Raw genomic sequence first — 13161 nt, 5'->3', positions numbered from 1 at the left:
TAGCCCAGTTAAACGAGGATGCCTTTGTTTCCGTCAATGAAGCTGAGGTGAGTCTGGGAGGCGACGACGCCTTCTAGTCCTTTCCCGGCGGCGGCGGTCATTCTGTCACGAGGCCTTTCGGTATGGCGCGGAGGTTTCCACGCGGACGGCCAGCAGCCGGTGGCAAAGCCCTGACGCGGGATTTTGCCACGGACTGCTAGCGGATGGCAGGATCGAGTTTCGCTTCCTTGAAGTGCTTCTTGAGATCATCGAGACTGAGCTGCTCGAACGAACCCTGCGGGAGCCGAAGCCTCCGCTGAGACTGGTACGGGTCGGAAAAACAGACGAACACGACCGCCTCGAAATCGTCGGGCGGAGCCTTTTCGTTCGGGTCGGGCCAAAAAACCTCGCGGGAAGCAAGCCATGCTTTCCACCGGCGTCCGTCGTCGTCCTGGAAGGTCTTTGTCATTTCCACCTCTGGCGGCCGGCACACGTCGCTCGCGAACGGGCAACGGGACGTTTCCGGCCTGAATACGCAGTCATCGCAGCCAAGAAAGATAGCGTGCGATCACGGAATCGGGAAGAAGGTTCGCGGCTCGGAGGGACCGGCGAATGCGGTCTGATTCGGTCAGCCCGGCGGGACCTCCCGGTCCGGCGCATCGGGCGCGGGGAGCCGGCAGCCGAACGCGAAGCCGCCGCCCATGAGAAGACCCACCAGCAGTGCGAGCAGAATCGTCACGAGGACGTAGTACAGTGTGATCGTCATGGGGGAAGAATGTCGGTTCTGACCGCGGATGTCCAGCGCTCACAGGCCGCGGCGGGACTCCGCGTCAGGACTCCGCGTCAGCGCCGCGAACGGCGCAGGCGGCGGAGGACGCGCTGCTGGAAGGCGATCCGTTCCATGACCCGGTCGACGATCTGTTGCGCGTTTTTTCGCGAGCGGCCCTCGGCGGCCAGATCGTCGTACCGCACGGGCCGGCCCACGTAGATGGAGATCCGCTGGCCGATCCGAGGCAGGCGGGAGCCGATGGGAAGGACGCGGTCCAGTCCCTCCAGCGTGATCGGGACGACGTGCGGACGGGTCTGGAGGATGACCATCCCCGCGCCGGCCCGCCCGCGTCCGACCTGCCCGTTCCGCGAGCGCGTCCCCTCCGGGAAGAGCGTGAGGATTCCCGCCCGCAGCACGTTTGCCGAGCGGATCATCGCGCGCAGGTCGCGGCGGCCGCGCCGCACCGGAATGCACTGGAACTGGTGGAACACCCAGCCGAAAAACGGGTTGCTGAAGAAGTTCTCCGCCGCGGCCGCGTTCCACGGCGCCAGGTGGGGCCTGAAAGTTTTTTCGGGAAAGAACAGGTAGTAGGCGATCGGAAACGAGTCGATCATCGACTGGTGATTCGAGAGAACGAGCGTGTTCGGAAGGTGGGGAACGCGTCGCCGTCCGTAGACCCGCGTTCGATTGAGGAGACCGAAGAGGAGGAAGACGCAGGGTGGAGCCACGAGGTTCGTGATGATCCAGCGCGTGACCGGCGTCAGCCACCGCGTGATGGGGCCCGGGGCCCACTCGGGAGGCGATGCGCTCGCCCGCTTCGGATTCTCGCGATCCATCATCGCCTGAGAGTAGGTTGCCTCGGAATCGGCGGGAAGGCCGGGCGGCCGGGACGCCGGCAAACCACGGAGATCTGGAGCCAGCGCGCGTGCGAACGATGGATCTTGCCATCATCGGAGGAGGGCCGGTCGGGCTCGAGGCCGGGGCCCGCGCGGCCCGTGCGGGACTCGCGACGGTCCTGTTCGAGGCGGGCGAGGTGGCGGACCACGTCCGCGCCTGGGGTTGGCTGCGGCTCTTCTCCCCCTTCGAGTGGAACGCGGGACCGGCGGGGCTGGAGGTGCTGCGCGGCCAGGGGGCTGAGCTGCCGGCGGCGGGGGCGCTGCTCACGGGCGCGGAGTTGCGGACGCACTACCTGCTGCCCCTGGCCGCGGCCCTGCGGTCGCGCGTGGAGGTCCGCGAGGGGGCGCGCGTGCGGGACGTCGCCCGGGCGGACCGGCTGAAGGGCGAGGCGCTCGGGCAGGCCGCCCGGGCCGAACAGCCCTTCCGGCTGCTCGTGGAGGAGAGCGGAGAGCGGCGCGGAGAGGAGAGCGGCGCCGAGACCGAGGTGTTCGCCCGGGCCGTGTTCGACTGCTCGGGGACCTACGGGCGACCCAACTGGGCGGGCCCGGGCGGCACGGCCGCCATCGGCGAGCGATCGGCGCGGCGCGCGATCGAATACCGCATCCCGGATGTGCTCGGCGCCCAGCGCGGGCGCTACGCCGCGCGGCGCACGCTCCTGCTCGGAAACGGACACTCCGCCGCCACGACCGCGTGCGGACTCGGGGCGCTGGCCCGGGCCGTGCCGGGGACGCGGTTCACTTGGGCCAGCCGCGAGGCGCACGGCGTCCCGCTGCGGGCGATTCCGGACGATCCGCTCCCCGAGCGGGTGAAGCTCACGCGCCGCGCCAACGCGATCGCCGCCGAACCGCCGCCCGGATGCGAGTGGCTCTCCCGGAGCCGGCTGCTCGCCGTCCGCCAGGCCGATTCGCGGGGCCTCGAGGTCGACCTGGAGATCGCCGGTAACGTTCGGCGCGACCGCTTCGACCGGATCGTGGCGAACGTCGGCTACGAGCCCGACGACGACCTGTATCGTCAGCTCCAGGTGCACGCCTGCTACGCGTCCCTCGGCCCCATGGGCGTCTCCGCCGCGCTCCTCGCCGCTCAGGGCGCGCCGGGCGACGCGCCGGCGGACTGCTGCATCGGCGCGGACGCGCTCGGACCCGACACGCTGCGCAACCCCGAACCCGATTTCTTCATCCTGGGCGCGAAGAGCTTCGGCAAGAACTCCGCCTTCCTCATGCGGACGGGGTACGAGCAGGTCGCCGACGCGTTCGCGCTCCTCGGATGGAACGCCGCGCGCGCGACCGGGGCTCGCTGATCCGGCGGGCCGGGTCGGCCCGCGCGGCTCACATCCTCTTGTAGGCCGGACCGCTGCCGCCCTCCCGCGGCGTCCAGCGGGGACCGAGGACGTCCGTGGCCTTGCAATCGATGCAGTTCGGCGCGTTCACGACCAGGCGGTCGCCGTCGCGCTCGTACACGCCCGCCGGGCAAAGGCTCGCGTACAGATCCGCCATCTCCGGCGACACCGCCGGGCCCGCCTCGGCACCCGCCTCCGTGCCCGCCTCGGCGCCCAACAGGAGGTGCGAGGGGATGTCGTCCCGCGTTGCGTTCCCGGAGCGGAAGACCGCGTCGACCTTGGCGACCGCGTGCTCGCCGTCGTACGCGTACTCGAGCCCCAACCGCTTGGCGCGGGGGGCCGCCGCGTCGGGCTCGCTCGGGATCCGGCCGCCGGGAAACGTTCCGCCCGTGGCCTGCATGAGCCCCGCCTTGACGCCTCCGGCGACGAAGCCGGACTTGAAGGCGAGCCGCTGGTTCCGGTTGCGGTACAGCGGATCCTGGATGAGGCTCTCCCTCAGCGCCGCGTCGTACGATGCCAGTCGAGCCGCCGGGACCGCGCCGCCCGCTCCGTCGTGCCCGTCCGCCCCCTCGCCTCCGCCCGCGCCCTCGCCCCCTTCCGCCCCCTCGCCCCTGTCCGCCAGGGCCCGGCTGATCGCGTCCGCCGCGAGGACTCCCGAGCGCATCGCGTAGTGGATGCCCTTGAGGGAGGCGACATCGACGAGTCCCGCGGCATCTCCCGCGATGAGCAGGCCATCCCCGCTCAGCCGGTCCGGGATGGCGTGGTACCCGCCCTCGGGAATCGTCTTCGCTCCCCACTCCACGAGTTCGCCCCCGTCCAGGATCCCGCGCACGAACGGGTGCTGCTTGAAGCGCTGCAGAAGCGCGTGGACGTCGAGGTCGACATAGGGCGCGTCGAGACCCACGACGAGGCCCAGCGACACGAGGTTCTCGCCCATGGGGTAGATGAAGCTGCCGCCGAACGCATCCCGCGGCAGCGGCCAGCCCATGGTATGCGTGACCGCGTCGGGCGGGCGCGCGACCTCCCACAGTTCCTTGACTCCGAGCGCGAAGATCTGCGGGTTCGCCGAGCCGACGCCTTCCCGCTCGAGCCAGGCCTCGCTCAGCGGCCCGCGGGTCCCTTCGGCGAGCACGGTGACTCGCGCGGAGAGGTCCGTGGCCGGCATGTAGCCGCCCGCCGGGTTCCCTTCCCGGTCCAGACCCGCGGGCGTCGTGCGGACGCCAACGACCTGCCCGCCGCGCATGAGGAGCGCATCGGCGGGGAATCCCGTGAACACGTTCACCCCCAGCTCCTCCGCCCGCGCGCCCAGCCAGCGCACGATCTCGCAGATCGACGCCACGTGATGGCCGTGGTTCCGCATCGAAGGCGGGGTCGGGAGCCGGATCTTGCCACGCTCCGTGAGAAGCAGCACCCGATCGCCCGCCACGCGGCCCCGGAGGGGAAGCTCCGCTTCGTCGAGGTCCGGGAAGAGCGTGCGAAAGGCCCCCGGGTTCACGACGGCCCCGGAGAGGCAGTGCTCCCCGAGTTCACCCGACTTCTCGAGGACCCCGATCTCGAGGTCGGCGAGCGGTCCGCCTTCCGCGCGGTCGCGCGCCGCGCGTTGCGCCAGCCGGATCGCTCCGGCGAGCCCGGCCGGACCTCCGCCCACGAAGAGAACGTCCAGCGGCACCGCTTCCGGGTCGGGATCCTCTTCGACGATGAAGCGTCCCCGCGGCAGCGGTGGCTGCAGGGACGAGGGAATCAGCGGTTTCACCGCGGCGTCGCGAGAACGCCCGCCTCGCGGAGGAATCCCAGCGTGGGCTCGAGCGGGAGCGATTCGATCGTCCGTCCCCGGTGCCCCGTCACGGTCGTCGCCCTGAACAGGGAGTTGATGACGGCTTCATCCGTCGCCTCGACCACCGCTTCGAACACGCGCGACAACGCGCCGCCGCCTCGAACGGCCTCCCCCTCCCCCGTCGAGAAGGCGATCGCGTAGTCGCCGGAACCGTGCGACATGTACGACCCCGTGCGGGCGAGCCCCATGAACGAGCGGTCGGCCACGCGGTCCAGTTCGCGGTAGGCCAGCGGCAGGTCCGTCGCGATCACGATCATCACGGACCCGTCGCCATCCCCCTGGTCGCGCCCGCCGCGCAGGCCGGCCGCGGCGAGCTTCTCTCCCACGCGCACGCCGTCGATCCGCAGCGAACCCCCGAAGTTGCTCTGCACGAGCACGCCGACGTTCACGATCCGCCCGCCGATCTCCACCCGCCGGGACGAGGTCCCGATGCCGCCCTTCCAGCCGAAGGCGATCGTCCCCGTCCCCGCCCCGACCGTCCCCTCCTCCACCGGGCCGCCCGCCGCGATCCGCAGCGCCTCGCGCACGTGTTCGGGCCGGATCGGGCGGACGCGGATGTCGCTCAGGTACCCGTCGTTCGTCTCGCCGACGACCGGGTTCATCGACCGCACCTCGCGGTTCGCCGGGAGCGACAGGAGGGTATCGAGGAGCGCGTCCGCCGCCCGGAACACGCTCAGCGTCCCGGTGAGGAGGATCGGCGTCTCGAGTTCGCCGAGTTCGTTGACCTGGCTCAGCCCCACCAGCTTCCCGAACCCGTTCCCGACCGCGATCGCCGCCCGCACCCGCCGCTCGAACACGTTGTCCCCGTGCGGGAGAATCGCCGTGACCCCCGTGCGGATCGAGTCGCCCACCCACACCGTGCGGTGGCCGACCCGCACCCCGGGCACGTCCGTGATCGCATTCAGCGGCCCCGTCGGCAGCCGCCCGATGAGAACGCCCGCCTCCCGCGCGCGCGGCCGCTCCCCGTCGGCCGGCCGCGCCTCCTGGCCCACGGCATCGGCGGGCGGCAACACCGTCATCGCCGCGAGAACGAGCGCCGCCGCCGACCCTGCCCTGCCTGCCGTGCGGCTAGTTCTCACTGCTGATGGTCGCCCGCTCGATGAAGTCCAGTTCGGCGAACTCGGCCTCCAGGTAGGCGTTGCCCTCCTCCTGAATCCGTCCCTGGCTTGGCCCGCCCCCGCTCGGCGCTCCCTCGCCGTACTCCGAGTAGAGCGCGTCGACGACCTCCATCCCCGAAATCACTTCACCGATGGCGGCGAACCCCATCCCATCGAGGCGCGAGTTGTCGCCGAAGTTGATGAAGAGCTGCGTGCTCCGGCTGTTCGGCATGGACGTCTGCGCGAAGCTGATCCGCCCGCGCGTGTTCCCCACCACCACCGGATCGTCCTGGATGTTCGCGTCCCGCCACGCGGTCTGGATCTCCGGATTCCCGTTGATCCCGAACTGCGCCATGAAACCGGCGATCACGCGGAAGAACCGCACGTCGTCGAAGAACCCGTTCTCCACCAGGTTGTAGAAGCGGTCCACGCCGTTCGGCGCCCACTGGCGGTGCGCCTCCACCACGAACGTGCCCTTCGAAGTCTCGAAGCGCGCCTGGAAAGTCTCCGGTGCCGTCATGTTCACCTCTGCCGAAGCCGGGTCCCCGAGGAATTCGCTCGGCCCTCCGCCCCGTTCGCAGGCGCTCACCGCCAGCAGACACCCGAGGAGCAGCCAACCCGGCCTGAAACCGGACCTGGATAGACGCGACCGTACCATCTCGACCCCCGTCAGCTTCTTGTGTGTTTTGAGTGCGCCCCGCCGGGCCATCACCACGGCCTGCGGGCGGGCGTGCCGTCAGATACGGCGTGCCACGATGTAACGATATGCGACCGGAATTGCGACGAGCACGAACAACGTACTCGAAATCAACCCGCCGATGGTCGCCAGCGCTAGCGCGTTCCAGATGTTCTGATCCTGGGACGGGGCGAAGAGCACGAGCGGCAGGAGTCCGAACACCGTCGTGAGCGTCGTCATGAGGATGGGGCGCACGCGCTCCAGCGTTCCCTGCACGATCGCCGCCGCCGTCGGCATGCGTTTGCGCACTTCGCCGATGTGGTAGACCACAAGGATGGCGTTGTTCACGACGATGCCGCCCATCATGATCGTGCCGATGAACGCGGTGCGGGTGAAGGTCGCGTCGGTGTAGAAGAAGATGAGGAAGACGCCGATGAGGGCGAAGGGCAGCGAGAAGAGCACGACGAAGGGCGCCAGGAGCGACTCGAACAGACCGGCCGTGACCATGTAGATCAGGAGGATGGAGAAGGCGAGGACGACCCACATCTGCGTCGTCTCCTCCGTCGTCCAGCCTCCGTAGCGCGATTTTTCGATCCGGTAGCCCGGCGGGAGTTCCATCGCGTCCACCACGGCATCGCGGACGACGTCGCCGAACCGGACCGGACCCCGGAACTCCCAGGCCACGGTCCGCTCGTACTGCTGGTCCTCCCGGCGGATGCTGGCCAGGACCTGCCGCTGCCCCACCTCCGCGACGCTGGCGAGCCGGAGTTCCTCGCGGGAGGAGATCGGCACGCGCAGATCGTTCAGGTCGTGGAAGTCGAACTCGCGGTATCCGTCCACCTTGACGGCGTACTGCACCTCCTCGCCGCCCACCCGGATCCGGCTCCCGCGCGGCCGACCCTGAATGTTGCTCGACACGTAGTTGAGCAACTGCTGCACCGGGAGGTTGTAGGCCGCCAGCGCCTCCCGATCCGGCTCCACGTAGTACTCGAATTCCCGGTCGCGCCGGTAATAGCCGCTGTTCGCGTTCGGGTCCACGTCGCGGATCCGCGAGAACCGCGTCAGGCGCGACGCGATCTCCTCGGCGATCTCCTGCACCGTCAGGTAGTTGTACCCGAGCACCTGGAGGCTGTAGTTGGGGGGACTGGAGCCGCCGCCGTAGAAGCTGGGACCGTATCCCCGTACGAAGACGTCGACGCCCGAGAACCCGTAGCTGTAGGCGGTCATCTGGTCCTTGATGGCCACCGGGATCGACGTGTGCTCCAATTCGTCGGGGAATTCCGCGCGCATGCGGGCGTAGTTCGGCCAGACCTGGGCCTCGAAGCGTTCGACTTCATCGATGGTGGCAAGCTTCGCCTCGAAGGAGCGCACGAGGTCGTCCGTGCGCTCCAGCCCCGCGCCGCGCGGGAAGCTGATCGTGATGTCGATACCGCTGCCGCGCCCGCCGAATCCGCTCCAGTAACTCCCCGTGCTCACGTGTTCGTCGAACAGGTACCAGCTCCCGCCGAGGCTCCCGAGGCAGACGAGCGCGACGAGGACGGGATGCCGCAACCCGAACCCGAGAAGCGACCGGTATCCCGCGATGTAGAAGGGTTCGGACGGCCGGGTCGGCGATGACGCGGCCTCCCCCGTTGTCAGGGCCGAATCGACCACGGCCCCGGCGGAATCCCGCATGCGGGCGACGCGCGAGGCGAGCGCGGGGACGAAGGTGAACGCCACGAAGAGGCTCGCGATGATCGAGAAACCGACAGCGAACGTGAGCGGCAGGTAGTAGACCCGCAGCTCTCCCTGCAGGAAGAGGAAGGGGACGAGCACGATCGCGGTCGTCAGCGTCGCGGCGAGGACCGGCAGGACGACCTGGCGCGCCCCTCGGCTCGCGGCATCGGATGGACCCGCCCCGCCCCGGCGGTGACGCTCCACGTTTTCGAGCACGACGATGCCGTTGTCGACGACGAGGCCGAACCCCCACGCGAGCCCCCACAGCGTGAGCAGGTTGAGCGAGAAGCCGCCGAGGTAGAGGAAGTTCACCGCGGTCAGGACGCTGAACCCGATCGTGGCGAAGACGACGAGGACGGCGCCGAGCGACCGCAGGAAGAGCGTGAGGACGATGAAGATCACGATGGCGGCGGCGATGGCGCGGAGCCGAAGTTCCGTGAGCTGCTCGCGGATGTTCTCGCTCTGGTCCAGCAGCAACTCGAGACCCACCCCCGCCGGGAGCGTGGAGCCCAGTTCGGTCATCGCGGCCTTCACGTCATCCGCGACCTGGATCACGTTCGTGCCCGACTGGCGAAACACGCTGATCGAAATCGTGGGCTGCGAGTCGATGCGCCACAGGAACGTCGGGTCTTCCGTCTGGTCGCGCACCTGCCCCAGATCGCCCACGCGGACGGGCCCATCCGGCCGCGTGAGGACGATCATGTCTGCGATGTCGGACACCTCGAGCGCCCGGGTGCGCACGGCGATGGCGAACTGCCGCCCATCGAGTTCGACCGATCCGGGGGCCCTCGGCGTGGAGAGCTCGGAGATCCGGCGGCTGACCTCCTCCGGCCGCAGTCCGAGCGCCTCCAGCCGGCCCCGGTCCAGCTCGACGGCGATCTCGCGGCGCTCCGCTCCCCGGACGTTCACCTCGGACACGCCCGGCAGCCCCCGCACGAAGGGCGCGATCTCCTCGTCGGCGATCTCTCCCAGGCGCGCGAACGTATACGGGCCGGTGAGGGAGAAGCTGAGAAGCCGCTCATCCTCCTCCGCGAATTCCTGCGGGACGTACTCGGAAAGGTCGAGCAGCACGCCCTCGGGCAACTCGTCCCGGATCGAATTGATCCGCTCGCTCAGCTCGAGGCGGGCGAACTCCATGCGCGTCTCGCGCTCGAAGTCGACGTCGATGCGGGCGTTCGACCCCGTCCCTTGCTGATCGGCGAAGGACTCGGAGACGACCTTCTCCACCCCGCCGACCTGCTGAATGACGGTCTCGAGCGGGGCGGTCACGAACGCTTCCAGCGCCTCGGGCGAGGCGCCATTCCAGATGGCCGTGACCGTGAGACTGGGGAACTCGACCTCGGGCAGGTCCTCGACCGGGATGAGGCGGAAGCTCGTCACGCCGAGCGCGAAGAGCGCGATGTAGATCGCGGCGGTCGCCACCGGCCGGCGGATGGCCAGATCGATCATGGTTCCACGCTCCCTCGCGCCATGCCCGGAGCGGCCGGCCCGGAGCGGCCGCCGAGGCCGTACCCCGGCGTCGGCCGGAGCCCGGACGGGTCGCGGCGCTCGGGCCGCGGGCCCGGGTCGGGCCCCACCGACACCGAGGGCTCGACCAGGACCGAATATACGACGGGCACGACGATGAGCGTGAGGAAGGTCGCGGAGATGAGGCCGCCGATCACCACGACGGCCAGCGGGGCACGGAGGTCGGCCCCTGCCCCCAGCCCCGCGGCGAGCGGCAGGAGTCCGACCACCGTCGTGATGGTCGTCATCACGATCGGACGGAGCCGCAGCCGGCCCGCCTCGAGAATCGCCGCCCGTTTGGCCAGCCCGGCCCGTCTGCGCTGGTTGATGAAGTCGACCTTCACGATGGCGTCGTTGACGACAATGCCGATGAGGATCACGAACCCGATGCCGCTCATCGCGTTGAGGCCGCCCCCGGCGATCCAGAGCGCGGTCACCGCCCCGATCGCCGCCAGCGGCACCGCGGTGAGGACGACGAGCGGCTGCACGAGCGATTCGAACTGGGCGGCCATGATGAGGAAGACGAGGGCCAGGGCAAGACCGAACGCGAAGGTGAGCGAGCGGAAGCTGTCCTGCATCTCCTCGTTCTCGCCGCCGACGCGCACGGTCGTGAGCGCCGGCCGCGGGATGTCCGCGATCGCGGCCTCCACCTCCCGGACCGCCGTCCGGAGTCCGCCCTCGGCCACGTCCGCGAGTACCTGGATCGTGCGGTTCTGGTCCTCGCGCCGGATCTCGACCGGACCGAACCCCTGCCGGACCGTCACGAGTTCCCCGATCGGTACGCCCTGCAGCCGAAGCGCGAGCACCCGGTCGAGTTCCCGCCGGGCCGTCTCCGGAATCGTGACCCGGATGTCGACCTTGTCGGCGAACACCGAGTACGCGTTGTTCGTCTGCGACCCCCGCAGATAGTCCTCGATCGCCGTCGCGACCGACGTCACGGTGATCTGGTGCCGGGCCGCCACCTCCCGATTGACTTCGATGACCAGTTCCGGCTGCGTGCGGAGGAAGTCCAGCCGGACATCGGCTAGCGCCGGGACGCCCTCGAGCCGGGTCTCGATCGCCTCGGCGACCGGCACGAGTTCCTCCAGTTCCCCGCTCTGCACCTTCACCGCGAGGTCGGCCTCTCCGATCGCGAGCGCCCTGCCGAGCGAAGTGGCCCGCCCGGTCTCGATGGTCACGAAAGCCGGATCCACGCCGCTGCCCGGGAGCCGTGCGCGCAGTTCGGCGATCGCTTCGCTCGTCGGCCGCGACGACCCGGCGAGCTGGACGTCGAGCGCCGCGTTGTTGAGTCCGGTCAGGTCGCGCGCCGCGAGTTCGCTGCCCCGGCTGCGGCCCACGCGAGTGAAGATGCCCGAGACGTCCGCCATGTCGAGCAGCAGCCGTTCCACCTCTCCGGCCGTCTCGTCCGTCGTCCGAATCGGCGTCCCCTGCGGGAGGTTGAGCTCCACCCAGAACTGCTGCTCGTCCACGCGCGGCATGAGCCCCCGCGGGAGGGATCCGGCGAGCATGACCGCGCCGGCCAGCGCGACGACGGCGATCGAGAGGACTTCCAGCCGGTGCGCGAGAGCCCACTCGAGCGTCCGCTCGTACCGGCCCGCGAAACGGAGGAAGGCGCGCTCGAAGGCCCGCAGGAAGGGGCCGAAGAGCAGGCCCAGGACTCTGCCGCCGCCGGTCGCGACATCGACGCCCGTGAGCTTGACCGAGCGCCCCACGTAGGCGACCCCGCCCCCGACGCCTCGCACGCCCGCGACGGCGCCCGCCCGCACGGCTCGGCCGACCCGGCGCACGCGTCCCGGCCGCTCGGCTTCCGCCGCGACGGACGCCGACGGGGACGTCTCGCCGTCGAAGCCCGCGGCCTCCGCTCCGCGCCTCCCCCGGGCCACCTGCGCGGCGAGCACCGGGAGCAGCGTGAGCGCCACGAGCAGCGAGGCGAGGAGGGAGAACGTCACCGCGAGCGAAAGGTCGCCGAAGAGGGCGCCCGCCACGCCCTCCACGTACAGCACCGGTCCGAATACGGCGATCGTCGTGAGCGTCGACGCGGTGATCGCCGCCGCCACCTCCCGGGCGCCCCGCCCGGCCGACTCCCGCGCGCTCCCGCCCGACTCCTCGCGGTGCCGGAAGATGTTCTCGAGCACGACGATGGAGTTGTCGACGAGCAGCCCGACCCCGAGCGCGAGGCCACCGAGCGACATGATGTTGAGACTGACATCGAACGCATAGCAGAGCCCGAAGGCCGCCATGACCGAGATCGGGATGGCGAGTCCGATCGCGAGCGGATACCTCGGATCGCGCAGGAAGAGAAAGAGGACGAGGAAGGCCAGCGCTCCGCCCAGCAGCAGGGCGGAGACAACGTTCGAGATCGCGTCCCGGATGAACGCCGCCTGGCTGGAGGCGATCTCGATCGAAATGCCCGAAAACTCCTCCCGCAACTGATCCAGCGTCTCACGCACGCCGTCCGCTACGCGGACCGTGTTCGTCCCCGCCTCTTTGAACACCTGCAGCCCGATCGCGGGCTCCCCGTTGAAACGCGCAATCGTCTCGAGATCCGCGATCGTGTCGACCACGGTGGCGACGTCGGTCAGCCGCACGGGACGGGCCCCGACGCCCCGCGGCCGCGCGATGACGACGTCGAGCAGTTCCTCGACCTCCCGGAACTGGCCCAGCGTACGCAGGCTGTACTCGAACCGGCCCCGCTGGATCGTGCCGCCGGGCGCATTGTAGTTCGCCTGGTCGAGCGCGTTCGAGATCTCGCTGAGCGAAACCTCGTGCACATCCAGGTATTCCGGATCCACGATGACCCGCAGCTCCCGCTCGGGACCGCCCGTCAGCCCCGCGAGCGAGACGCCGTCCAACTGCTCCAGGCGGCGCTTGAAGACGACTTCGGAGAGATCGCGCAGGCCGCGCAGGTCGGTCCCGCTCACGGCCAGCGTCATGATCGGATCGCTCGTCGGATCCGATCTCAGGATCGTGGGCCGCTCCGAGCCTTCCGGGAGCCTCTCCGTCAGATTGTCCAGCTTCTCCCGGGTGTGGAGGGTCGCGAACTCCATGTCCGTGCCCCAGGCGAACTGGAGCTGGACGAGCGACTGCCCCTCGCGCGATCGCGACGAGATGCGGCGCGCCCCCGGGATCGAGTACAACTGTTGTTCGATGGGTTCCGTGATGAAGCGCTCGACCTCCGCGGGCCCCGCATCCGAGTACGTCGTCCACACGGAGAGCGTCGGGAAGGCGACATCCGGCAGGAGGTCGATGGGCAGACGAAGGAACGACACCACGCCCAGCACGGCGATGCCCACATAGAGCATCGCCGTAGCCACCGGCCGCCGAAGCGAAACGTCGGGAAGCGCCAAGGTC

General features: G+C 69.8%; 9 protein-coding genes. 1 reads left to right on the top strand and 8 read right to left on the bottom strand.

The window, feature by feature from the left end:
• Positions 1 to 196 precede the first annotated feature (196 nt).
• The 3 genes from OXN85_05885 to OXN85_05875 form a co-directional block, all read right to left on the bottom strand.
• Complete coding sequence (locus OXN85_05885) at positions 197 to 448, bottom strand: hypothetical protein (protein ID MCY3599479.1); 252 nt, start codon at positions 446 to 448, stop codon at positions 197 to 199.
• Positions 449 to 607: 159 nt separating this feature from the next.
• Positions 608 to 745, bottom strand: a complete 138-nt coding sequence (locus OXN85_05880; GenBank protein MCY3599478.1) for a hypothetical protein — start codon at positions 743 to 745, stop codon at positions 608 to 610.
• A gap of 77 nt (positions 746 to 822) precedes the next feature.
• Positions 823 to 1587 carry a lysophospholipid acyltransferase family protein gene (locus OXN85_05875; protein MCY3599477.1) on the bottom strand — a complete coding sequence of 255 codons (765 nt, stop codon included), beginning with the start codon at positions 1585 to 1587 and terminating at the stop codon, positions 823 to 825.
• 86 nt (positions 1588 to 1673) lie between these two features.
• Between OXN85_05875 and OXN85_05870 the strand changes: the two genes are divergently transcribed.
• Positions 1674 to 2942 (top strand): hypothetical protein, encoded by a 1269-nt coding sequence (locus tag OXN85_05870; GenBank protein MCY3599476.1) that lies wholly within the window; start codon positions 1674 to 1676, stop codon positions 2940 to 2942.
• A gap of 28 nt (positions 2943 to 2970) precedes the next feature.
• Here OXN85_05870 and OXN85_05865 read toward each other — a convergent pair whose 3' ends face one another.
• From OXN85_05865 to OXN85_05845, 5 genes are all read right to left on the bottom strand, one after another.
• Complete coding sequence (locus OXN85_05865) at positions 2971 to 4734, bottom strand: electron-transfer flavoprotein:ubiquinone oxidoreductase (protein ID MCY3599475.1); 1764 nt, start codon at positions 4732 to 4734, stop codon at positions 2971 to 2973.
• Positions 4731 to 5894, bottom strand: coding sequence for a P1 family peptidase (locus OXN85_05860; protein MCY3599474.1), 1164 nt, complete (start codon positions 5892 to 5894; stop codon positions 4731 to 4733). The genes OXN85_05865 and OXN85_05860 overlap by 4 nt, the downstream gene beginning before the upstream one ends.
• Positions 5884 to 6432, bottom strand: a complete 549-nt coding sequence (locus tag OXN85_05855) for a peptidylprolyl isomerase (protein MCY3599473.1) — start codon at positions 6430 to 6432, stop codon at positions 5884 to 5886. The genes OXN85_05860 and OXN85_05855 overlap by 11 nt, the downstream gene beginning before the upstream one ends.
• Before the next feature lie 216 nt (positions 6433 to 6648).
• On the bottom strand, positions 6649 to 9753 hold the full coding sequence (locus tag OXN85_05850; GenBank protein MCY3599472.1) for an efflux RND transporter permease subunit: 3105 nt from the start codon (positions 9751 to 9753) through the stop codon (positions 6649 to 6651).
• On the bottom strand, positions 9750 to 13157 hold the full coding sequence (locus tag OXN85_05845; protein ID MCY3599471.1) for an efflux RND transporter permease subunit: 3408 nt from the start codon (positions 13155 to 13157) through the stop codon (positions 9750 to 9752). The genes OXN85_05850 and OXN85_05845 overlap by 4 nt, the downstream gene beginning before the upstream one ends.
• Positions 13158 to 13161 lie beyond the last annotated feature (4 nt).

The sequence above is a fragment of the Candidatus Palauibacter australiensis genome (assembly GCA_026705295.1).
Lineage (GTDB): Bacteria > Gemmatimonadota > Gemmatimonadetes > Palauibacterales > Palauibacteraceae > Palauibacter > Palauibacter australiensis.
Note: the sequence above shows the minus strand (reverse complement) of the source record. Positions and strands in the feature narration are given on the sequence as shown.

What these genes read in the sequence shown, in the direction of transcription:
- OXN85_05885 (MCY3599479.1), bottom strand. Translation starts at nt 448, where the DNA reads ATGACAAAGACCTTCCAGGACGACGACGGACGCCGGTGGAAAGCATGG.
- OXN85_05850 (MCY3599472.1), bottom strand. Translation starts at nt 9,753, where the DNA reads ATGATCGATCTGGCCATCCGCCGGCCGGTGGCGACCGCCGCGATCTAC.
- OXN85_05880 (MCY3599478.1), bottom strand. Translation starts at nt 745, where the DNA reads ATGACGATCACACTGTACTACGTCCTCGTGACGATTCTGCTCGCACTG.
- OXN85_05875 (MCY3599477.1), bottom strand. Translation starts at nt 1,587, where the DNA reads ATGATGGATCGCGAGAATCCGAAGCGGGCGAGCGCATCGCCTCCCGAG.
- OXN85_05855 (MCY3599473.1), bottom strand. Translation starts at nt 6,432, where the DNA reads ATGACGGCACCGGAGACTTTCCAGGCGCGCTTCGAGACTTCGAAGGGC.